Consider the following 23,198-nt stretch of genomic DNA (forward strand, 5'->3'; position numbering starts at 1 on the left):
TAGATCACGAAAGCGCGGACGGTGCCGCGCTTATTTTCTTAGATGATCATTACGATTTATGTTCTTTATTGAAATCTTCCCAATATTTATTGACAGATTCTTTCATTTCTTTGCGAAGCAAAAATATGCCTAGCAAGTTAGGCAAAGTCATCACAACGATGGCGACCGCCGAAAGTGTCCACACGAGAGTGGTGTCTGATACTGCTGCCCACACAAAAGCAAATACATATACCACGCGATAAGGCATCACCGAACGCGGCCCAAGTAAATAGGTCATGGCCCGGTCCCCATAATACGACCACGCAATAGCAGTAGAAAATGCAAACAGCAATAAGCCAACCGACACTATGTATTTACCCGACTCACCGAAGAACCCCTTGGTAAATGCCAACGCAGTCAAGCTCGCAGAATGAATGAGTGACTTACCTGACACCACTATATTCTCTTTTATCAAGCCCCCATCAACCACCTTTAATTTACCGGTAAACAAATCGTCATCGTCACCAAAGGAGAACTTGACGTCTTCAGCCACCGAGCGGGCATTGAGCAAGGTGTAACCTGTGCTAATCGATTTACCATTTACAATTTGAATTTCACCATTAAAAGGCATGACTTCAGAGGTATCGAGATCATTGATGTACGCGTATAACTGCTGACGATCGCTGTCGACTGTATCTGTGTAACTACCCGCAACTATCATCATGTCGCTGCGATCAAACACATTTTGATGTTTCTCTTTCCACACACCTGACGACAGAATAACGAGACCAGTAAGGGTACAAATAATAATAGTATCGATAAATGGCTCGAGTATAGACACCATGCCTTCGGACACAGGTTCATCCGTTTTAGCGGCGGCGTGGGCAATCGGAGCAGAACCTTGACCCGCCTCATTGGAGAATAAACCTCGGTTTACGCCGCGGTTGAAGGCATAGGCTATTGTCGCGCCCAAAAAACCACCTGTGGCTGCTGAACCTGTGAAAACATCACCAATCACAGAGGCAAATGCAGGCCCAATATTTTCTAGGTTTGCAAAAATAACGGCTAACGCACCAATAAGGTAAATCAACGCCATCAAAGGAACAATTTTCGACGTGACAGCAGCGATACGCGTGATGCCACCTAAAATAACCAAGCCCAGTAATACTCCCAACACACTGCCGACCATTAACGGATCGAAGCCGAAAGTAGACTCAATACTGGCCGCTATGTTGTTACTCTGGGGCAAGTTTCCGGTGCCAAATGAACTGATAACAGTAGCGATGGCAAATGCCACGGCCAACCATTTCATGTTTAAACGTCGGTCCATGTAATACATAGGGCCGCCAGCCATAGTGCCATCGGCTGTTTTTACGCGATATTTATGTGAAAGCGTTACTTCAACAAATTTGGTCGTCATGCCAAAAAAAGCTGTGGCCCACATCCAAAATAACGCGGCGGGTCCACCTAAAAAGATGGCAAATGCCACACCACCTATGTTCCCTGTACCAACTGTGCCTGATAGCGCAGTTGTTAACGCACGAAAATGGGTGGTATCCCCTGGCGAGCCTTTTTTATCAAACTTCCCAGTGACCACTTGCCATGCATGTTTAAAAAAGCGTACCTGTGGAAACTTAAGATAGATGGTAAAAAATAAACCTGTTCCTAATAACACGTATGGAAACCACCACGCGCCCCCGAGCATACTATCTAATAACTTCAGTAAATCATGAAAGCCTTCCACACTGTTCCCCTTACTTTATTTTATTTATTTTATTTTAATAATTTTATTATTCTAAGTTGGTGCGTTAATGTCCCAAATAAGCTTATTAACGCAGCTCATCAACCACAGCGCGTATGGCAACAAGTACGTCTTGACCCAATTGCTTACAACGGATAGGTGACCAGCCATAAGCTGTGTCAGGTATTTCTATATTATCTTTAAAAGGCATTTCTAAGGTATACGCTAAACATGAAAACTCATGGCCCACAGCATTGGTGGCTACGGTCATATTAGCTTTCCCAGGCGCATCTTTTTCATATCCGAAGGTATCTTGAAATTCCGGAGTGGCAGTTAACAATGCGTTTTTGAACGCCGTCTCTAAGCTCGCGATACGTCCATCATAGTTCGGGTTGCCTTCACTACCGGCCACAAAATTGTACGGCAGGGCTTCATCTCCATGCATGTCTAAAAACAGGTCAACCCCTGTCTGTTGCATTTGCTGGGTGACCAAAAAAACTTCCGGGCTATTTTCCATGCTCGGCGTGGCCCATTCACGATTGAGGTTAACTCCGCTTGCATTAGTACGTAAATGCCCCCGGGCAGATCCATCAGGATTCATGTTTGGTACCACATAAAACACAGCTTTATCTAATAATAAACGTGCAAGTCCGTCATCTTTGTCCAGTAATCGCTCTAAAAGCCCTTCAACAAGCCATTCAGCCATCGTTTCGCCAGGATGCTGACGTGCGGTGATCCAAACGGACTTTTTGTCGTCACCCGGCTCGCCAATGGTCAGCATTGTCATATCACGACCGTCCAAGGTATTGCCGAGGAACCTTTGTTCACATAAGTCGCTGGTCTGCGCCCACGCCAGTAAATCTAAATGGCGCTCATAAGAATACGGCGCAAAATAAGCAAAATAAATGTGTCCTTGCTCTGGCGTGTGCTCAATAACAAGGTTGTCGCCATCAAATTGGGTCTCAACTCTGAACCATTCTTCTCTGTCGTATGAGGCTACCGCTTGGTAATTTTTCCAACCATCTGGGTAAGCTGATTTTTCAAGATCAGTGATGGTAAGACGATGTGATATCCACGGACGGGTATCTAATTTAAAGTGAAACCACTGATAAAAGTCTGATTGATTATCTTTATTGATAGCTAACTGAATGTCGCTTTCACTGTTTGCATGAATAACGCGAATATTTCCACTATCAAAATTGCTACTAATTCTCACATTTACTGTCCATCAAATTTAACCGCCGACAATTTAGCATATTGTCGGAGTAAAAAGCCAAAGATGCACAGCTTTTTGTAATGGAAATTTGCAACATTCTGCAACGCATAAATTAGCGTTTGAACCTTATTGAATTTTGCATCTCGCCTTACCTACTGCCGCCCTTAATACTTTGCAGCGACCAGAAACGAAAAAGGCGCGCTACTAAAACAAGAAAGTAACACGCCCACTCAGAAACTCGGTTCTATTAAATTATTTCACTGCTGGTAAGCTAGGATAATGCAAACCAGCCATATCTTGCACAACGCGCAGAACCTGACAACTGTATCCAAATTCATTGTCATACCACACATACAAAGTCGCTCGGTCACCCGCCACAATCGTCGCTTGAGAATCAACGACCGAAGCCGCTCTTGAGCCCACCAAATCGGTTGACACGATTTCTTTTGAACTGGTGTAATCCACTTGATGTTGCAATGTAGAAAATAGCGATATATCCCGTAAGAAGGCGTTAATTTGTGCTTTATCGGTTGTTTGCGCTAAATGCAGATTCAATATCGCTAAGGACACGTTTGGTGTCGGTACGCGTATAGAGCTTCCGGTTAATTTTCCTTCGAGTTGTGGATACGCCTTGGCCACAGCACTGGCAGCACCCGTTTCTGTGATCACCATGTTTAAGGCGGCACTGCGTCCTCGGCGATCAGCCTTGTGGAAGTTATCAATGAGATTCTGATCATTGGTAAACGAGTGAACGGTTTCAACATGACCACCATTGATACCATATTGCTCATCTAACGCTTTCAGTACTGGCGTGATTGCATTAGTGGTACAACTCGCCGCTGATAAGATAGTGTCCTGGGGTTTGATGTCATTTTGATTGACGCCATAAACAATATTTTTAATCGCCCCTTTGCCCGGTGCCGTTAACAGTACTTTTTTCACGCCCTTAGCGTTTAAATGCTGTCCTAGACCGGCTTCATCACGCCACATGCCAGTGTTGTCCACCACGATAGCGTTTTCGATACCATATTGGCTGTAATCCACTTCATTCGGTGAATTCGCATAAATAACCTGTATGTATGAGCCGTTGGCTTTAATTGCGTTACGTTCAGTGTCTACTGTAATACTGCCGTTAAATGGTCCATGTACTGAGTCACGACGTAACAAACTGGCGCGTTTTTCTAAGTCACCTTCTTTACCACCACGCACGACAATGGCGCGCAAGCGTAATTTATTGGTTTTCCCCTGACGTTCAATCAGCAAGCGCGCTAACAAACGGCCGATACGGCCAAAGCCATAAAGTACAACGTCTTGGGCGGGGTGATTATCATCAACATCTAATATGTCGGCCAATTCTTCGCGTAGATATTCTTCGATCCCCTTGCCCTTGTGCTCATCTTTAAAATGAAACGCGTAGGCTAGCTTACCTAAATCAATCTGAGCCGGTGCTAACGGCAATTTGCTTAGCTCTTCAAGTATTGGCCAACTCTCACGTAAGCGCAGCTTCGTGCCTTCTTTTAAACGAACCGTACGATGGGCTTTAATAATATCGATAGTAGAGGCGCCTAACATAGGGCGACCGTATATCGATATTTCAACTGCTTTATTGCGATACAAATTTCCCAATAGCGGCAACATACGTTCAGCGTATTCTTGACGTTCTTGCCAACTGCTCATTAATGCTTGTTCAGATTGTTGATTCATGATCTTTAAAAACTCTCAAAAAATGTGGGTTGGCTCATAAAAAGAGACGAGATCGCTTGGTTAAAGCAAAATTCGCCGTTATTCTAATCAAAGGAACTAATTGCGCCAAATTGTTGAAAATTTACTAAATTCAACAATTAGTCGTCTAAAATGGCGATATATTGGTAATTTAACTACAAGGGAATTTATGCGTATAGCTGGCATTGTACTGTCGATTTTTGCCATAACTGGATGTGACGTGTTGTTTCCCATGACCGCTGCAAAAATTTGTGAAGAGCATGCCGAGTTTTGTGCTGACTTAAACCCTGACGGATGGTGTTTAGCCGAGAAGAGCCGTATCATCAAGCATAGGTACACCTACCAACAATCCCCCAGTGAACTACTGGATTATTACCTACTAGAAGATTTCGAAAAGTACAAAGTGTGCATTAATAATGCCGCGCAAATCGAGCATATTGTACAGGTTGAAAAACAAACAAAACGCAGACAGGCTGCGGTTAACGCCGAGCGTGAGCTAAACCGCTTAGTGCGCAAAACACGTCACTCCAAAGAGCCTCATTTATTACTCTACCATTGGTCACGTTTTGGCAGAAAAGATGCGTTGGAACACTTTTTAGTCCTGGAAAAACAAGGCAAACTCAACACTCCGAGCTTGCAATTAGGTTTAGCATCGTATTATGTTAAGTTTGATTTGGAAAAAGCAAAACGAGCGCTCTATCAGGCGCTATCCCTCTATACCAAGGACGATGATATCGACACAGAAATTTTCATCAGCCTCAGTACCATCAACTTAAAGCAAGAAAATTCCCCTGACGCCTATGTATGGGCTTATGTCGCCAGGGAGTTTAAGGTTGCTAATATCAGTCTCGGGGATATCAAACTCGCCCTACCCACTTCAACCGATATAGAGCAATTGGAGAACAAAGCACAACGTTTAATTGACGATATAGAAGACCGCGTTTTTACCCTATAAGAAAAAAAGGTCAAAATCAGGTCAAAAAACACGCACTAACTGAAAGTAACTTTCAGAAAATAATTGAAATATTTTCATTTATTTCTTATTGCAGGCACATTATTTTCTCATTACCCAGTTAAATCGTTACGATTTGCAGTTTTCTATGATTTGTCAGCACAGCAAATGGCTATAATAACAGTTGCTTCCGGTTATACAGCGCGGTTAAAAAAATGCCTAACCACACCCCCACTTCATCACCTCATGACAAATCGGCCGTGACGTTTATAGGCAAGTACCGTTAGATCCTAGGTGCGCGTTTGTGAAAATACCTTAAATGGAGCTAACCTGACCAAGCAAAGGGCATACAAAAGCGGGGATTGATCAATGCAGTGTCTGTAATTGAATCGACGCTGTTTGCTATGTACCCCGCGCCGACATCTTACCCAAAATACCGTATATGATATGGAAATTTAAATAGCGTTAAACAAGCAAATACTGTTTCTGGCTTGTTTATAGCTATTTTGCACCACCACATCGGGTTGCTCACTCAGCTCGCTATAGCGGGTATCAAGAACTAACTTCCAACGCTGATCTTTGATATAGGTCGGGCAGTTAAACTGTACGTCATGATCGCTAGCATTGAACACCATTAACCAATGCTCAGTTGTCTCACCGGTCGAGAACTCTTCACCGCGCAATTCAAAGGCGAAACACTGGTTATTCGGATCGTTCCAATCATCCTCTAACTTACGTGCACCATCAGGACGATACCAATAGATCTTGGCCACATTATGCGCCATATCGAATTTATCATCTTGCAATTGCAAATGGTGCAGCAAAACACTTTGTTTACGAATGCTAATCACATATTGACAGAAATCTAAAAACTGCTGCTGAGGTTTATCCAATTCCCAGTCAAGCCAACTAATGGGATTGTCTTGGCAGTACGCATTGTTGTTCCCTTGCTGAGTGCGACTTAACTCATCGCCACCTAAAACGTGGGGTATGCCTTGCGATAATAACAAGGTGGTAAACAAGTTGCGTTTTTGTTGTTCACGAATTTCAGTGATTGAAGCATCGTCGGTAGGCCCTTCAACACCGTAATTAGCCGACAAATTATGCCCATGCCCATCACGGTTTTGTTCACCGTTAGCCTCATTATGGCGTTCTTGATAGCTAACCAAATCATGTAAGGTAAAGCCATCATGATAACTGATGTTATTCACTGAGGTTAGAATCGAACGACTTTCTTTAGGGAACACATCCCGGGATCCCAACAAACGCGTAGCAAAATCACTGGTAGTGCCTTTATCGCCACGCCAAAATGCGCGAACGGTATCGCGATACTTGTCATTACATTCCAGCCAATTGGATGGAAATTGCCCTAATCGATAACCGCCATGGCCAATATCCCAAGGTTCAGCAATAAGCTTGCACCCGATGAGCACCGGATCTTGACGTATGGTTCTAAAAAAGCCCGACAAGGCCGAAAATTCATAGGGATCACGACCAAGACTCGCGGCTAAATCGAAGCGGAATCCATCCACACCCATTTCTTGAACCCAATAGCGCAAGGCGTCCATTACCATCTTAAGTACATAGGGAAATGCGGTGTTAACACTGTTACCGCAACCAGAATTATTAACAAATTTCTGATAATCAATGGCGCCGTATTCATTACGTTCAAAGAGGTAAAAGGATGAATTATCTAAGCCTTTAAACGACAAAATTGGCCCCTCTAAGCCCCCTTCTGCAGTATGGTTAAACACCACATCCAATATGACTTCGATACCTGCTTTGTGGAAGCCATCAACCATGGTTTTAAATTCACCGATGGCGTCGTTAATCGCATATCTTGGCTCAGGACTAAAATAGTTGATAGGGTTGTATCCCCAATAATTGGTCAACCCCTTATTAGTAATATATGGCTCTGGCATGAATGCGGCCACTGGCATCAACTGCACAGCACTAATGCCCAGTTTTTGTAAATGCTCAATGACGACAGGCTGACACATACCCAAAAAGGTACCCTGTAATTCAGCAGGTACTTGCGGGTGTTGGGCAGTCATACCCTTAACATGAGCTTCATACAAGACAGTGTGATCAAGAGGCGTGTTAGGTTTAGCGGGGCGTTCGTTGCTTACCGTATTCGCCACTACCACACTTTTGGCTATCATCTTTTGACTATCGTCGGCGTATAACTTAGCGTCCCAATGCATGGGTCGGCTCAGCGCTTTCGCATATGGGTCAATCAACAGTTTTTCTGGCATGAAGCGATAACCCATTAAGCCTTGGCTTTCACCAGATGTGCGATAGCCATACAACTGACCGGCTTGGATCCCGTCTACGTAGCAGTGCCACACTTTGCCTGTTTTAGCTGGCATGTTGATCACCGCTATCTGTGTTTCGTCGATAGCGCTAAATAAGCATAACTGCACCAAATCAGCATTCGGGCAATGAACTGCAAAATTACACCCGCTCTCATCGAGTACCGCCCCTAAATACGTGGCGCTTCCTGATTGGACCCGATACGTTACCGCTGTCATCGTTTATTTACCCTTATACAAAATAAATACCGTCGCTAATGGAGGTAGCGAAAGCTCAATAGAATACGTTTGATTCTGCCATGGTGTCTTATCCGCTAGCATTTTAGCATTGAGGCTATTGCCGCTTCCCCAATATTGCTTGTCATCGGTGTTAAGCAACACGGTATATTCGCCGAGCGCTTTAACACCCAGTCGAAACGTGCTGCGTGGTACTGGCGTGAAGTTGCTTACAGCATAAATTTGTTGCTTGCCGGCTTTTGACTGGCGTAACATTGCCACTGTACTTTGCTCAGCATTTTCGTGGTCAATCCATTCAAAACCTGTGTGATCATGGTCGAGCTCATGTAATGCAGGATAGTCAGCGTATAATTTATTCAAATCTCGATATAGGGCTTGGATTCCACTGTGCTTTTCAAACTCAAGCAAGTGCCAATTGATGGAACTGTCGTGGTTCCATTCAGCAGCCTGACCAATTTCATTACCCATAAAGTTTAGTTTTTTGCCCGGGTGAGCATACATAAAGGCAGCGTAACATCGAAGGTTCGCGGCCTGCTGCCACTCATCGCCCGGCATTTTATGCAATAGGGACCCTTTTCCATGCACGACTTCATCGTGGGAAATCGGCAGCACAAAGCTTTCATCAAAGGCGTACACCATGCTAAAGGTAATTTCACCATGATGATAACGACGATAAGAAGGATCTTTAGAAATATAGTGTAATGAATCATGCATCCAGCCCATATTCCATTTAAACCCAAAGCCAAGTCCACCCTCAAATACCGGACGTGACACTTTGGCAAAAGAGGTGGACTCTTCAGCTATCGTCATCGCATTTGGATAATGGGAATAAACCTCTTTGTTCATCCACTGCAGCAAGCTGATAGCTTCATAATTGTGGTTACCACCATCAACATTCGGTATCCAGTCGCCATCTTCTCTGGAGTAATCTAAATACAACATGGATGCAACTGCATCCACACGCAGGCCATCAATATGGTATTTATCTAACCAAAATAGAGCATTAGCAACTAAAAATTGACGCACTGTGTCTTTGCCAAAATCGTAAATACACGAGTTCCAATCAGGATGCCAGCCTTTGCGTGGGTCTTCATATTCATACACGTGCGTACCGTCAAATCGAGCTAAGCCATGACCATCTTCAGGGAAATGTGCAGGCACCCAATCAATGATCACTCCAATGCCATTTTGATGGCACTGATCAACAAAATATTTGAAATCATCAGGGCTACCAAAGCGGCTTGTAGGGGCAAATAAACCAACCGGTTGATAGCCCCAAGAGCCATCAAATGGGAATTCAGATATGGGCAATAGTTCGATGTGGGTATAACCCATATCAGTGACATAGGGGATCAACTCATCGACTAACTCTCGGTAACTTAGATATCTGGCGTCCGATTCAGCGCTCGGACGCTTCCATGAGCCTAAATGTACCTCGTAAATACTCATGGCTTGGGTGTATTTATCACCTTTAACTTGCTCTTGCCATTTGCTGTCTTGCCATTGGTATTGTTCATGATCAAACACCACAGAAGCATGCGAAGGATATTGATCCGCGTAAAAGCCAATTGGATCAGCCTTGTGGGGTAACTCGTTGCCAGCGGCATCTTTTATTTGGTATTTATATTTATCGCCAGCGTTGACACCTGGCACAACTAAGACCCAATAACCAAAATCGGTTTTTTGCATGGGTAAGCATGAGCCGTCCCAATAATTAAAATCACCAATGATAGACACGGCACTGGCATTTGGAGCAAATACGGCAAAACGCGTCGCGCTGATAGACTTGGCTAATCCTACGTCTAAATCCATTAGCTGCGCACCCAGTTGTTGATAAACGTTCTTCGGTAAATGATCAACAAAATGCACCGCGTGAAACGCTTGGTCTTGAAATTGATATGGGTCGATTATGCGATACGCACCTTGGGGATTTTTCACTTCAAAAGCATACACAGCCGGCAGCTTGCCTTTCGTAAACTCAGCACTGAACAAATCACTTGCAGCTTGCTTTTTAAGCGTCCCGATTGCTTTCTCTGTGGCTAAGTCGATGACCTTAACCGCTGTTGCGTTAGGTATCCAAGCGGTAATTGAAAAAGCATTTTTTGTATGCGTTAAACCAAGATGAGTAAACGGAAAGGTACATTGTGCGTTTTTTAGCTGTGTTTCTATTTGCATTGCATCGCCTTGCTGTATTGGCGGCCTACATCAAAGACCGCCAGGATTATTTATTGCTTGGCTTGACGTCGTACCTCAGTCAAGCGTTGGGCTAATGTTGTTAATTCAGGGTTATCAAAAATCTGCTGCAAACTCTTAGATAACTTACGCTGCCAGTTCGGATATTCGTTAAACGTTCCTGGAATATTAACGGGTTTATCCATTTCTAACCAATCTTCTAACTGTAAACTTAACAGTGAACTTGAGCCACCCGCCATATGAGTTTGCATACCAAAGTTCAAATTTTTACTCATACCCACATGATTCACTTCCCTGCCAATATCAGCGGAAATGGATTGATGACCATGCAGGGTATCTAATATGGCTTGTTTGTTATCATGTCTGCTCAGATACAAGCTTGCAAGGATCTCTTCTGTTGGATACAGACCCAACTCCTTGCCTAATTGCAAGTCGTCACAGTGCCAAAAACCTTTCAAGGTGGGCATATCATGTGTTGTCAGTGTCGACATAGACTGCACGGGGTAATGACTGGGTGAATAGAATCCGCCGTCTTTCGCCTGTTCAAAGAAGAATACCCTATACGAATAGACACCGTTTTCGGCTAGTTTTTCGCGGATTTCTTCTGGCACCGTGCCTAAATCCTCACCGATAACCATTGACTGATTACGGTGACTTTCCAAAGCCAGAATGGCCAGTAAATCATCCACTGGATAATAAACATACCCACCCTGCTTGGCACTATCACCTTTAGGCACCCACCATAAACGCAATAAGGCCATAACATGATCTATACGCAGCGCGCCTGTGGCGTGCATGTTAGCGCTAAATAAGTCGATAATCGGCTGGTAGGCTTGCTCATAAAGCTTATGTGGATCCATTGGGGGTAAGCCCCAAGTTTGACCAAGAGGGCCTAAAATATCTGGCGGAGCACCAACGCTCGCTTGGGTACAGTATAAGGCTTTATTACCCCAAATCTCTGCACTGCCTTCACTCACACCGACCGCTAAATCGCGATATAAACCAATCTGCATATTGTGTTCTTGAGCGACATTATTGGCTTTTTCAAATTGCAATGCGGCTTGCCATTGCAGCCACAAGAAAAATTGCACTCGCTTAGCGTTTGCTTTAGCAAATTTAGCCACAGCCGGTGAGTTAAAGTCAGCATATTCATCCGGAAATACCGGCCATCCCCAAGACGCTTTGCCTTTACCGGCAAGATCTTCTTGCAAGGCATCATAAACAGCTATGGTTTGTAGGCTTTCGCCACCTTGAGTGATAAACGCTTTAAACGCACGATTCTTTGAAGTATTTTTAGAAAAATACTGGGTACGTTGCCAATCAAACACTGCACTTAACGCACTGAGTTTTAATTTGGTCACACTGGGATAATCCACTAAATCCGTTTCACGAGCCTGATTCAATGTCGCTTGAAAAGCAGCTTCATTCACGATGACCTGCACGCTGTCTTGCTCATACCCATCGGTTGCGGTGACATCGATATAGATAAAGTTCAGCCACCGACGCGACGAAGGTCCGTAAGGACTGCATGCGCTTGGGTTAGCAGGGTAAAGAGAATGAATAGGATTTAACCCGATAAAATCGGCGCCTTTTTGTGCCGCATTGGCAGTTAAATATGCCAGATCGCTAAAATCCCCCACCCCCCAGTTATTATCGCTACGTAGACAATACAACTGAACACTCAAGCCCCAAACTTTATTACCGTCGGTCAAGGTTTTCGGTTGATAACATGCCTGAGGCGCAACGATCACCCGCATTTCGGCAAGCGATTCGCCATCTATCATCAAGGCGAGGTTGTGATAACCCAGCGGCAACTCACATTCAATCGTAATGAAGTATTCGTGAAATTCTATTTCATCAATATGCGTTACATTGACCAGCTCACCATCGATAGGCTCAAATCGATGCTCAATCAACTCACCCGATTCCAACGTTAGTGTCGCAATATATTCATCGGTTACCAATTCGATAGGCAGTCTAACGCAAACTGAGAGCGGTGTTTTATCGCGTTGCACATGTACAGGATTCAGCGGCGTTAACCAATCTTTGATCATGCCCTGCTTTACTTGTTGCTCTAAGGCGGCTTGCTCGTCCACTTCATAGCCCATCACACTCAATAATTTTTTCTTGACGGAAGATTCTATGGTCGCGGGCTTACCCCAAGCATCGGTGTAATGTGACTCAATACCCCGATGCTCTACGAGCTGGTCAATCAATGAAGCAGTCATTAACGTTAAATTCCTATAAATGGATACTATTTTAGCTAGCTATTATTATGCAAACACGTCTTAAGACGAAGCTGAATACGTTTGCATTAAATAAAACTGTAACAAAATAACATTTTTCAGTGATTATTTTGCCTTATTTGGCGATTTAGTCCATAATTTCGTAATTATATTTCACAATTCGAAATTACGACCCGTCTAGAGGATGTATATATATGACTATTAAAATTGGTATCAACGGCTTTGGCCGTATAGGTAGATTTGTTTTTCGCGCAGCATGTGAGCGCAGTGATATCGAAGTAGTCGGTATTAACGATTTGTTAGATGCAGAATACATGGCTTACATGTTGAAATATGACTCAACGCATGGTCAGTTTAAAGGCACTGTTGAAGTGCAAAACGGACAACTAGTGGTAAACGGAAAAACCATTCGTGTCACCGCTGAGCGTGATCCTGCTGCATTAGCATGGAATGACATTAAGGCTGACGTAGTAGTTGAAGCAACAGGTTTATTCTTAACAGACGAAACCGCGCGCAAACACATTACGGCTGGTGCCAAAAAAGTGGTTCTGTCTGCTCCATCAAAAGATGACACACCTATGTTCGTTATGGGTGTTAACCACAACACTTACGCTGGTCAAGAAGTGGTTTCAAACGCCTCATGTACCACTAACTGTTTAGCACCGCTGGCTAAAGTATTAAACGATAACTTCGGTATTGTTGATGGTTTAATGACAACGGTACACGCGACTACTGCAACGCAAAAAACCGTCGATGGTCCTTCCGCTAAAGATTGGCGTGGTGGACGCGGCGCTTCACAAAATATCATTCCTTCATCTACAGGCGCTGCAAAAGCCGTGGGTAAGGTTATTCCTGAGTTAAACGGTAAATTGACTGGTATGGCTTTTCGCGTTCCAACCGCCGACGTATCGGTTGTTGATTTGACGGTTAACCTTGCTAAGCCTGCGACCTATGCGCAAATTTGTGCCGTAATGAAGGCAGCTTCTGAAGGCGAGCTTAAAGGTATTGTTGGTTACACCGAAGATGCAGTTGTATCACAGGACTTTATTGGTGACACGCGCACATCAATCTTTGACGCGACCGCTGGTATAGCACTGACCGATACCTTCGTTAAATTGGTATCTTGGTACGATAACGAAATCGGTTACTCAAACAAAGTATTGGACTTGGTTGCGCATATCAGCAAATAAATCCACAGAGCTTTATTCCAAAAAGGCAGTCATCTACACTAGGTGACTGCCTTTTTTTGATCTTAAGGAATCCAATGCATCTTTCACAGACGACATCTTCGTTACCCCAAGGCGAAATTGAAATGCTGGTCGTTGATAATGACTATGCCCATGCGACTATATCGTTATTTGGTGGCCACATACTCAGTTTTACACCCAAACACGACGGGATACAGCGGTTATGGTTAAGTAAAAAGGCACAACTTGATGCTAAGCACCCTATACGTGGCGGGATCCCAATTTGTTGGCCTTGGTTTGGCCCACATAACACTCAAACTAACTTAAGTGCCCATGGTTATGTGCGCACTCAAGCATGGCACGTCGTCAACTGCGTAGATAATGACGACCATACCACTATATGCCTCAAGCCGAGCGTCACCAAAGGAGAGGGTTTTGACGGAAAGACACAATTAACTCTGATCATAAGCATTGGCCGTGAATTAGGCGTGAAACTGGTCACAGAGAATACCGGTGAGCAACCTTTCACGTATACCGGTGCGCTGCACAGTTACTTTCATATTGAAGATATAAGTGACTGTACGGTCACAGGTTTATCAGGACAATATGAAGATAAACTGCAAGCCTATAAGCGTTTACCCACACCTATGCCGTATGCGTTTAACAGTGAAACCGACAGAGTGCATTTAGTCACGCCCAAGGAACTAGCAATTAAGAGTAATGGACATGTGACCCACATTCATTCTGTAGGTCATGACAGCATAGTGGTGTGGAACCCTTGGGCAGAGAAGTCACGAACGATGCATGATATGGAAGATAATGGATATCGCAAAATGCTCTGCGTTGAAACGTCGGTTACCCAAGGACAAACTGTTTTACCTGGTCAACAACATGTGCTTGAGCAAGTAATAAGATAAGCAGTGTATTCAGCATGGTTTGTTCCAATTACAGACAGATATAAACGGGCACAAAAAAGGGAGCCGAAGCTCCCTTTTTAAACAATCAACTTGGTTAGAGGATAAAAATAATCTGCTCCAAGTTAACGCTATCCTTACTCGTTGCCTTCAGCAGCTGCTTCTGGCTTTTCTAGCAATTCTTTAATGCTTAAACGAACACGGTTTTGACGATCAATTTCCATTACTTTTACGTTAATGATTTGACCTTCAGATAAATGGTCAGCCACTTTATTCACACGCTCATGAGCGATTTGTGAAATGTGTACTAGACCTTCTTTACCCGGTAAAATCTCAACGAATGCGCCAAAATCAACGATACGTGTCACTTTACCTTCGTAGGTTTTACCTGCTTCAACATCCGCTGTCACTTGCTCAATTCTGCTGATAGCGATATCGGCTTTAGCACGCTCGGTAGCGAAGATTTTGATAGTACCATCATCTTCGATTTCGATGTTTGTGTCAGATGCTTCAGTAATAGAACGGATCATTGCGCCGCCTTTACCGATAACCTCACGAATTTTATCTTGGTCGATTTTCAATGTGTAAATACGCGGTGCGAATTCAGACATCTCATCACGGTGACCAGAAATCGCTTGGTCCATCACACCTAGAATATGCAAACGTGCTTCTTTTGCTTGTTTCAAAGCAACTTGCATGATTTCTTGGGTGATACCTTCGATTTTGATATCCATTTGCAGAGCAGTAATACCTTCTGTGGTACCCGCTACTTTAAAGTCCATGTCACCAAGGTGATCTTCGTCACCCAGGATGTCAGAAAGAACAACAAAGTTTTCATCATTTTTCACAAGGCCCATGGCGATACCAGCAACCGATGCTTTAATCGGAACACCCGCATCCATCAACGCCAAAGACGTACCACAAACAGACGCCATTGAAGACGAACCATTTGATTCAGTGATTTCAGAAACAACACGTACTACGTACGGAAATTCTTTTTCAGACGGCATTACCGCTTGAATACCACGTTTCGCTAGACGACCATGACCGATTTCACGACGCTTAGGTGAACCAACAAAACCTGTCTCACCTACGCAGTATGGAGGGAAGTTATAATGCAACATGAAACGGCTATCAACTTTGCCATTCAAGCCATCAATCATCTGTGCATCACGCTCAGTGCCGAGTGTTGCAGCAACGATAGCTTGAGTTTCACCACGTGTGAACAAAGCAGAACCGTGAGTACGCGGCAAGATGCCAGTGGCAACGTCAAGTGCACGGATCATCGCAGGATCACGACCATCGATACGAGGCTGACCTGCTAGGATGCGTGAGCGCACTACGTCGCTTTCTAGTTCATGTAAAAGCTCAGATACTTCTTTAGAATCTTGCTCTGCGTCAGCTTCCACGATTGCCGCAACTGTTTTATCCGTTAGTGCAACGATAGCGTCTTTACGAGCCATCTTGTCAGAGATTTGATAAGCCTCTGTCATTTGTGCTTCAGCTAATGCTTTGATTTTATCTTTCAAAGTAACGTTAGCTGGCTCGGCAACCCAATTCCACTTAGGTGTGTTCACTTCCGCTGCAAATTCGCTTACTGCGTCAACGACGGTTTGCATTTGCTCGTGACCGTACATAACGGCACCTAGCATCACGTCCTCGGACAATATCTGAGCTTCAGATTCAACCATCAATACCGCACCTTTAGTACCGGCAACGACAAGATCTAATTGGCTGTTTTCAAGTTCTGACGTACGTGTGTTTAATACGTATTGGCCATCGGTGTAACCTACACGCGCCGCGCCAACAGGACCATTGAATGGCATGCCTGAAATAGCAAGAGCAGCAGATGTACCGATAAGCGAAATAATATCTGTTGGAATTTCAGGGTTAGCTGAAACAACAGTGACAATAATTTGTACTTCATTCATGAACCCATCAGGGAACAATGGACGAATAGGACGATCGATCAAACGAGACGTTAAGGTTTCGTATTCAGAAGGACGACCTTCACGCTTAAAAAATCCACCGGGGATTTTACCAGCAGCGTAGGTTCTTTCTTGATAGTTAACCGTTAGCGGGAAGAAGTCTTGACCTGGCTTGGCGTCTTTTTTACCAACAACAGAAACCAATACTGATGTATCGTCCATGCTTGCCATAACAGCAGCGGTTGCTTGACGAGCGATTACGCCCGTTTCTAGCGTTACAGTATGCTGACCATACTGAAATGATTTAGTAATAGGAGTCATTTTTTTCCTTTAAATTTTAACTAATGCTTTCTTTATCGCTTTTAAATGCGGCGCATAGTATAGCGGTATGAGGCTGTTAAAAACAGCGACTGGAGCAAATAACCTGGAAAAACGTACTTTTAATTAAGCTTGAATGTGTCCCAACTCTCAGCATCACATTTTTAAGAACTCTTCGTGCGTAAAACCAGCCTTTGCCGATAGAATAGGATCCAAAAAACGGATCATTGACCATAGTTAAAATGGGCAAGGAGCTTCGATTTGCATCGACGTCCCAGTGTGAGGATGGGAAAACTTAATCCAGTGAGCATGTAACATCAAGCGCTTAGCTAATCCTTCACTTTGACTGTTACCGTAAAGATCACAACCTAAAATGGGATGGCCCACCGCCAAACTATGTATCCGTAATTGATGGGTACGGCCGGTTTCTGGGGAGAATTCCACCCGGCTGCAACTTGGATTGTCTAGGTAGCGGATCACGCGATAACGGCTGACTGCCTCTTTACCCGCTTCCCAGCATATCTTTTGACGAGGAAAATTAGGCGGATCTCGGGCAATCGGAACAGATATCATACCCTCTGCATCTGCAATGTGGCCCATTAATAAACTGATGTAACGTTTCTGTACACTGCGCAGTTGAAACTGTTTGGTCAGATTAGCATTAGTGGTTTTATCAAGGGCTAAGAGCAACACCCCAGACGTACCAAAATCTAATCGGTGTGCCATCAGGGCCGACGGAAAATCTTGTACAAGACGATAATGCACCGAATCTTTGTTCAACGGGTTTTTACCGGATAAACTTAACAGACCGCTGGGTTTGTTAACCACCAATAGATATTCGTCCTGATACAAAATGGTCACAGCCTCCTTACAATGAGGAGCGATGAAGGTGTCAATCACTTGAGTCATGGGTATTTTTCGTCATTTTCATTACTTATGTCTTTTATGTCCTTCGCTAAATAATGCCCAACAATCGAATAGTACAACGGCGCACTCAATCTTTAAATCGGTTCATTTTGACAGGCAGGTTGCTTACCGAAGCAAGCAACCTGAATCATTATTCCTCGTAAGCCACACTCTTATCTTGGAATTTTTTCGCATTAGCAAAACGAGCCAACCAATCGCTAAATTTGACGCCTTGTGCGCTGACCTCATCGTAAAAAGGATGCGGCATTTCAGGCGTAGCAAACGCATCGGTCAGTATGGTATGCACACTGCCCGCACCTATATAATACTGGTAGTTATCTGTAGTGCTTGACAGATAATCAAATGACGCTGTCATTCTTGCGTTCCACTCAGCAAAGTACAAATAATCCTCTGGACCAATGGCCCATGAAAACGGGTTCATATTGCCTTGATCAACTTGATCCATCACTTTAAGAAACAATACCTGTACAAAATCTTGAGCCGTACTGTATTGGGCAAAGTGGTTATTAGGATAAGCATCTGTTAATCGCTGAAATAATTCGACATTTAATCCTTGGCCGGTAAATGTTCCCAATGCTCCGTTAAAGATAGGTGGCAATGATTCTTCCAGTTTCCAATTGTTGTCCAAGGCAAATACGTCATTAACAAACCCTTCGGTGACTACGCCTGCAGACGCATCAGCTAAGACTGACACGTTGGCATTAGGAAATGCCGTTTGCACATACGGAAAATTAAGAGTGGCACCATATCCGCCCGCGCTTGAACCTGTGACCAATACCTTTTTCACCTTGTCTTTATTACCAACGAATTGACTTTTCATCCACTCTCTAACGGCCATAAAGTTATCAAACCCACGGTGTTTAACCGTGATCGGCGCGCCAGGCACACCAGTAATCAAACCATCCACATCATGATAAAGCGCCTCGTTTGAACCCACATGGATATCGCCAGTGCAATAAGGAATAAATACTTTGCTCCAGTCTTTAAATGGATTTTCTTTATTGTCATCATCAAACACACCACCCGCCCCAACAGGGGAGTTTTCTATTAAAACCGATGGGTTATAAGTTGGACGATTACCGGGCACATTTGCTAGCGCTAAGGACGCAACACAAGTTGCATCGTTCCAGCATGAGCCGCCACCGTTAAAGAAAACCAGCACATTTTTGCTTTTACCTTCTTTAAAGTAAAAACGAAAGGCATTATCCAATGGCGTGCCATCCACTGGGCTGGGAACAGTATCAAAGGCACAAGCAGGATTGATGGTTTTAGGCGTGCCCTCATCATCTATAATATCAATTTGCGAGGCCACGGGAATAGTTTGCCAACCCCCATCTTTATCGTCTTTTGGTTTAGCCATCAGCGGCAATGAACCAATTAGCAATACAGTACAAAACAGATATTTTATTTTCATTATATTCACTCCATGAGTCAGGTATTTAAACAGTATTTTTAATAAGCAATTCCATTGGGGAAAACCAATATTTAGTTCATTCACTACTTGCAGAAGTGGTGGTTGCTTCCACATAGTCCGCCGTACAAAGCCGGTAAGAATCTTGTTTTTGTCCTCGTCAAATCAGTCAATCGCGCATTCTTTATAACGAATCATAGACGGGAAATAGTTATTTCCATGCAACTTTGTGGATACCTGTATATAGCAAATACAGCTGTTTTGCCAAAAGCGGTTGGTGGATGATGTCAGCTAAGTTAAGCCGGACAATCTCCATACCAATAGCCAAATAGTGTCATAGCTTGACTAGCAAAACCTCCAAGGACCTATGCTCAACCGGAACTAGGAGGTGTAACAGTATGACGCGGCAGTCGAGACCTATTCACTCAGGTTTTTCAATGATAATTTCGACCCGGCGGTTTTGCTGACGTCCAGCATCTGTGTCGTTACTGGCAACCGCAAATTCCTCCCCTAAGCCTTTACTCTGCACTTGACTGGGCTCAACACCATTGGCTATCAAGGCATTTTTAACCGAAAGTGCCCGCTGCTCAGACAAGCTCTGATTATAACGAGTATCCCCTACGGCATCTGTATGTCCTTCAACGACAATGGCACGTTCGGGGTAATTGGTTAGAAATGCACTAATTTGCTTGAGGCTACGCTCAGAACCCGACAGTAATTGTGCTTTCCCGAATTCAAATAAAATATCGTCCAAGGTTAACACTAAGCCCCTATCGGTTGTTTTGGCAGATATCGCCGTCACATCTTGTTGTAGCTGTGCTGCTTTTACCTCCATTTCTCGGGCGCGTTGTTCGGCTTGTTGCGCGCGAACTTGCATAGATTGAGTTTCGTCTTTTGCCAGCTCTGCCGTTAACAGCGCTTGCTGGGCACTGGTCTTAGCTTGCTCTGCTTCCTCGGTGCGGGCTGCGAGCATAATGTCTTTGCGCTTAAGTTCCGCGCCGCTAACCATATCATCCGCCCTACCTTTGCGGATTTTTTCTTCGACTATGCCTAACTTATATTTAGTGGTCTGGGCAGAAAGCGTAATATCTTCAAGGGGCTTTCGTTTATCTGCCAATGCTTGAGTTTGGTTCAAGGCACGTTGTGCTTCATTCAATGCCACAGGTGCATATTGAGCAGCATCGCCAGCACGCGCCAGTCTCTCGTAGTGCAACTGCAATTCATCCACCAAAGCCAAATTGTTGGGGGCAGTAGCACAGGCTGTAATTAGCGTGGCACCTGAAAGTAAAATAGTAAGCGGTAAGGTTTTCATGATTTTTTATGTCCCTTAGTTAGATTTAATTATTTACTTCTTGTTCAAGCTGCTGCAACCCTTGAGATATTTGCTCAGCGGCTTTCTGGGCCTGATCAGCTTCGGATTTAGCGATAGCATATTCCGCTTCCGCCATCGCTACCTCTAAAAGAGAAGAAGCCGCTTGAAAATCCCCTCGCGAATTTGCCGCTTCTGCACGCTGCATATGTTCCTGTGCAGCATTAAAAGCCACTGGAGCATTTTGCGCAGCTCCCTGGCTCTGTGCTTGTTCGATAGTTTTTTGGGTTTCGATCATCAATAAGTTGGGCGGATTTTGGCGACTCGAACAGGCAGCCAAGATAATAGATACAACTACAACTATGGGCAGATAACTGTAACGCTTATTCATAATGCTCTCCTTGTTACCGGATAGTGATTTTTCAAACCTATAACGCTAATAGAAAAATCGGGTTAGGCAGAAAAAAGCAAGATTTACGCCACGCATAATTTTCTCCCAAGGAAACATGAAGGCAAACTCGCGTTAGTTTAATTGTACATAAGATACTGCTTTAAATTGAGTCGGCACCTAACCCACCGAACCTAGGGAGGCCAATGCATGCAGAGCAGTTTACACAAATAGAGTCAATGAGATAGAGCACAAACATACAGCCCGGTGACTAGAACATAACAATGAGAAAATTCGCTGACTCAACTCGACAGACCGTCTTAAGCTCGTATTTTTATGAATGTATAGATGAGGTTTTGCGCAACTTGGGAATTCACTCGGTAATATTTACCGAGTGAATAAATACCTCGGAATTAAATGTCGGGGGAATTCCACAGTATAAATTGTGTACGCTAAAGGGCGATGACAGAATAAAATGTTATCGAGACATTATTGTTTCACTTATGAGGTGATTGATACATCGCCACTTAGCATCGTAAAGGCAGCTAGAACAGAGGTCTATGCTTCTTCTTATGGCAACCGTAAAAATGGCTGTCTGCCTGACGCATTATTCATCATGCTCAGAAAGGTCTTCTAATCCGGCAGTATCCAGTAATACGTCAGCTAATTTTTTATTGGACTGCACACCTAAGCTTCGAAACTGTTCAGCCTGGCGAATAAGATTCCCCTTACCTGTGGTCAGCTTATTCATGGCTGCATCATAATGACGCTGAGTAGATTCCATAGATTTACCCACTTTTTCCATGTCACTCACAAAGCCATGGAATTTGTCATAAAGCTTAGCTGCATTGGCCGCGATTTTTTGGGCATTTTGATTTTGGTATTCATACTGCCAAATATTATTAATGGTACGCAGTGCCACCAGCAAATTCGTTGGACTAACTAACATAATATTGTTATCAAAAGCTAGTTTCACTAGCTCTGGCGCATGTTCAGCGGCTAACAAAAATGCAGGCTCAATTGGAATGAACATCAGTACATAATCAAGCGTGCGTAAACCTTTTAAGTCTTGGTAATCCTTACAGCCCAATTCCTTTATATGATTTCTAAGAGATGCAACATGCTGATTTAAGTATACTTTTCGTGACTCTTCATGCTCTTCGTTAAAATAGCGTTCGTACGCCGCCAAGGATACTTTAGAGTCAATGACCACATCTTTATCATTAGGTAAATGCACCACGACATCAGGTTGATAACGCTTACCACTGTCATTTTTAAGGGCCACTTGGGTATCAAATTCATGGCCTTCACGTAAACCGGATTCTTTCAATACTCGCTCGAGCACCACCTCCCCCCAGTTACCTTGCTGCTTGTTATCACCTTTAAGGGCTTTGGTTAACGCAGCGGCGTCCTGAGTGATCTGTTGATTGAGCTCTTTTAAGCCTAATATTTCTGTTTTTAATGAGGCACGCTCCTGTCCTTCTCGCACGTATTGGTCACTGACTTGCTTCTTAAATCCTTCTATTTGGTCTTTCAACGGATTAAGCAAAGCATCAAGCCCTGCTTTACTTGACTGCTGAAATGAGGTGTTCTTTTGTTCAAAAATTTTATTGGCTAAATTCTCAAATTGTTGCTGTAGACGTTGCTCTGAGGATTCGAGTAACGCGAGTTTATCTTCGTGGGCAATTTTTTCTTGTTCAAAACGCGCCGTTTTCTCCGCCAGTTCCTCACGTAAATCAGCTGCATGCTGTTGAATTTGTTGATAGTGCCCTTGCCAGCGTTTACTTTCTTGTTCGATTAAAGGGATGCGTGCGACTTGCTGCGTTAGTTGTCCAAGCTCATTTTGCTGGCTTGCCCGTTGCTCTCGAGCGCTTTTGTTCTCGCTAATGGATTCGTGCAATGCACCTTTTAAATCTAATACCTGTTGTTGACTGTACGCCTGTGATTGTTGGAAATTATGCTCAAGTTGCGCGGTTAATTCTTTACGTTTACGAGTGGAAAAAATCGCATTCACCAACCAACCAAACACTAGCCCAGCACAGGTAGCTGAGCCAATCAGAAGCAGTAAATTTGGATCGTCAAAAATGGGATGCTCAAGAAAATTCATAAGGTAATACTGATCCTTGGAAAAAATATTGATTTACAGAAAATAATAGCGAGAAAAAACGGATAACTCAGCCTAAATGAAAAGCACCTGGCTGGAACCCAGTGTAAAGCG

15 protein-coding genes are annotated in these 23,198 nt (G+C 43.8%); 3 read left to right on the forward strand and 12 right to left on the reverse strand.

All coding sequences use genetic code 11. The features are described from left to right. Positions 1 to 49: 49 nt before the first annotated feature. From GPLA_RS02495 to GPLA_RS02505, 3 genes are all read right to left on the reverse strand, one after another. On the reverse strand, positions 50 to 1,723 hold the full coding sequence (locus GPLA_RS02495; protein ID WP_007103234.1) for an alanine/glycine:cation symporter family protein: 1,674 nt from the start codon (positions 1,721 to 1,723) through the stop codon (positions 50 to 52). Between the two features lie 85 nt (positions 1,724 to 1,808). Then, on the reverse strand, positions 1,809 to 2,936 hold the full coding sequence (locus GPLA_RS02500) for a M14 family metallopeptidase (protein WP_007103235.1): 1,128 nt from the start codon (positions 2,934 to 2,936) through the stop codon (positions 1,809 to 1,811). A 252-nt stretch (positions 2,937 to 3,188) separates the two neighbouring features. Beyond that, entirely contained in the window at positions 3,189 to 4,640 is a 1,452-nt protein-coding gene (locus GPLA_RS02505; protein WP_007103236.1) for a glyceraldehyde-3-phosphate dehydrogenase, read from the reverse strand. 187 nt (positions 4,641 to 4,827) lie between these two features. On the opposite strand from GPLA_RS02505, the gene GPLA_RS02510 reads away from it, so the two are divergent. After that, a complete protein-coding gene (locus GPLA_RS02510) occupies positions 4,828 to 5,613 on the forward strand; it encodes a DUF2989 domain-containing protein (RefSeq protein ID WP_007103237.1) in 786 nt (261 codons plus the stop codon). Between the two features lie 452 nt (positions 5,614 to 6,065). On the opposite strand, the gene glgX is transcribed toward GPLA_RS02510, so the two are convergent. The 3 genes from glgX to malQ are packed head-to-tail and all read right to left on the reverse strand — an operon-like array spanning position 6,066 to position 12,580. Continuing rightward, positions 6,066 to 8,141 carry a glycogen debranching protein GlgX gene (glgX, locus tag GPLA_RS02515; protein ID WP_007103238.1) on the reverse strand — a complete coding sequence of 692 codons (2,076 nt, stop codon included), beginning with the start codon at positions 8,139 to 8,141 and terminating at the stop codon, positions 6,066 to 6,068. A gap of 3 nt (positions 8,142 to 8,144) precedes the next feature. Next, positions 8,145 to 10,334, reverse strand: coding sequence for a 1,4-alpha-glucan branching protein GlgB (gene glgB, locus GPLA_RS02520; protein ID WP_007103239.1), 2,190 nt, complete (start codon positions 10,332 to 10,334; stop codon positions 8,145 to 8,147). A 50-nt stretch (positions 10,335 to 10,384) separates the two neighbouring features. Further along, positions 10,385 to 12,580 carry a 4-alpha-glucanotransferase gene (gene malQ / locus GPLA_RS02525; RefSeq protein ID WP_007103241.1) on the reverse strand — a complete coding sequence of 732 codons (2,196 nt, stop codon included), beginning with the start codon at positions 12,578 to 12,580 and terminating at the stop codon, positions 10,385 to 10,387. A gap of 212 nt (positions 12,581 to 12,792) precedes the next feature. Here malQ and gap point away from each other — a divergent pair, with 212 nt between their 5' ends. Together gap and GPLA_RS02535 are read left to right on the forward strand one after the other, a co-directional pair. Further along, positions 12,793 to 13,788, forward strand: a complete 996-nt coding sequence (gene gap, locus GPLA_RS02530) for a type I glyceraldehyde-3-phosphate dehydrogenase (RefSeq protein WP_007103242.1) — start codon at positions 12,793 to 12,795, stop codon at positions 13,786 to 13,788. 74 nt (positions 13,789 to 13,862) lie between these two features. Next, positions 13,863 to 14,702, forward strand: coding sequence for a D-hexose-6-phosphate mutarotase (locus GPLA_RS02535; RefSeq protein ID WP_007103243.1), 840 nt, complete (start codon positions 13,863 to 13,865; stop codon positions 14,700 to 14,702). A gap of 134 nt (positions 14,703 to 14,836) precedes the next feature. On the opposite strand, the gene pnp is transcribed toward GPLA_RS02535, so the two are convergent. The 6 genes from pnp to rmuC form a co-directional block, all read right to left on the reverse strand. Continuing rightward, positions 14,837 to 16,948: a polyribonucleotide nucleotidyltransferase gene (pnp, locus tag GPLA_RS02540; RefSeq protein WP_007103244.1), complete on the reverse strand. Its 2,112-nt coding sequence runs from the start codon at positions 16,946 to 16,948 to the stop codon at positions 14,837 to 14,839. Between the two features lie 234 nt (positions 16,949 to 17,182). Beyond that, on the reverse strand, positions 17,183 to 17,854 hold the full coding sequence (locus GPLA_RS02545; protein WP_051997626.1) for a pseudouridine synthase: 672 nt from the start codon (positions 17,852 to 17,854) through the stop codon (positions 17,183 to 17,185). A gap of 148 nt (positions 17,855 to 18,002) precedes the next feature. Then, positions 18,003 to 19,286: a pectin acetylesterase-family hydrolase gene (locus GPLA_RS02550; protein WP_007103246.1), complete on the reverse strand. Its 1,284-nt coding sequence runs from the start codon at positions 19,284 to 19,286 to the stop codon at positions 18,003 to 18,005. A 418-nt stretch (positions 19,287 to 19,704) separates the two neighbouring features. Continuing rightward, positions 19,705 to 20,595, reverse strand: a complete 891-nt coding sequence (locus GPLA_RS02555) for an OmpA family protein (protein ID WP_007103248.1) — start codon at positions 20,593 to 20,595, stop codon at positions 19,705 to 19,707. A gap of 25 nt (positions 20,596 to 20,620) precedes the next feature. Beyond that, entirely contained in the window at positions 20,621 to 20,983 is a 363-nt protein-coding gene (locus GPLA_RS02560; RefSeq protein WP_007103249.1) for a DUF4398 domain-containing protein, read from the reverse strand. 604 nt (positions 20,984 to 21,587) lie between these two features. After that, on the reverse strand, positions 21,588 to 23,087 hold the full coding sequence (rmuC, locus tag GPLA_RS02565; RefSeq protein ID WP_007103250.1) for a DNA recombination protein RmuC: 1,500 nt from the start codon (positions 23,085 to 23,087) through the stop codon (positions 21,588 to 21,590). Between the last annotated feature and the right edge of the window lie 111 nt (positions 23,088 to 23,198).

It is taken from the genome of Paraglaciecola polaris LMG 21857, from assembly GCF_000315055.1.
In the GTDB taxonomy this organism is placed as follows: domain Bacteria; phylum Pseudomonadota; class Gammaproteobacteria; order Enterobacterales; family Alteromonadaceae; genus Paraglaciecola; species Paraglaciecola polaris.

What these genes read in the sequence shown, in the direction of transcription:
- GPLA_RS02505 (WP_007103236.1), bottom strand. Translation starts at nt 4,640, where the DNA reads ATGAATCAACAATCTGAACAAGCATTAATGAGCAGTTGGCAAGAACGT.
- GPLA_RS02510 (WP_007103237.1), top strand. Translation starts at nt 4,828, where the DNA reads ATGCGTATAGCTGGCATTGTACTGTCGATTTTTGCCATAACTGGATGT.
- glgX (WP_007103238.1), bottom strand. Translation starts at nt 8,141, where the DNA reads ATGACAGCGGTAACGTATCGGGTCCAATCAGGAAGCGCCACGTATTTA.
- glgB (WP_007103239.1), bottom strand. Translation starts at nt 10,334, where the DNA reads ATGCAAATAGAAACACAGCTAAAAAACGCACAATGTACCTTTCCGTTT.
- malQ (WP_007103241.1), bottom strand. Translation starts at nt 12,580, where the DNA reads ATGACTGCTTCATTGATTGACCAGCTCGTAGAGCATCGGGGTATTGAG.
- gap (WP_007103242.1), top strand. Translation starts at nt 12,793, where the DNA reads ATGACTATTAAAATTGGTATCAACGGCTTTGGCCGTATAGGTAGATTT.
- GPLA_RS02535 (WP_007103243.1), top strand. Translation starts at nt 13,863, where the DNA reads ATGCATCTTTCACAGACGACATCTTCGTTACCCCAAGGCGAAATTGAA.
- pnp (WP_007103244.1), bottom strand. Translation starts at nt 16,948, where the DNA reads ATGACTCCTATTACTAAATCATTTCAGTATGGTCAGCATACTGTAACG.
- GPLA_RS02545 (WP_051997626.1), bottom strand. Translation starts at nt 17,854, where the DNA reads ATGACTCAAGTGATTGACACCTTCATCGCTCCTCATTGTAAGGAGGCT.
- GPLA_RS02550 (WP_007103246.1), bottom strand. Translation starts at nt 19,286, where the DNA reads ATGAAAATAAAATATCTGTTTTGTACTGTATTGCTAATTGGTTCATTG.
- GPLA_RS02555 (WP_007103248.1), bottom strand. Translation starts at nt 20,595, where the DNA reads ATGAAAACCTTACCGCTTACTATTTTACTTTCAGGTGCCACGCTAATT.
- GPLA_RS02560 (WP_007103249.1), bottom strand. Translation starts at nt 20,983, where the DNA reads ATGAATAAGCGTTACAGTTATCTGCCCATAGTTGTAGTTGTATCTATT.
- rmuC (WP_007103250.1), bottom strand. Translation starts at nt 23,087, where the DNA reads ATGAATTTTCTTGAGCATCCCATTTTTGACGATCCAAATTTACTGCTT.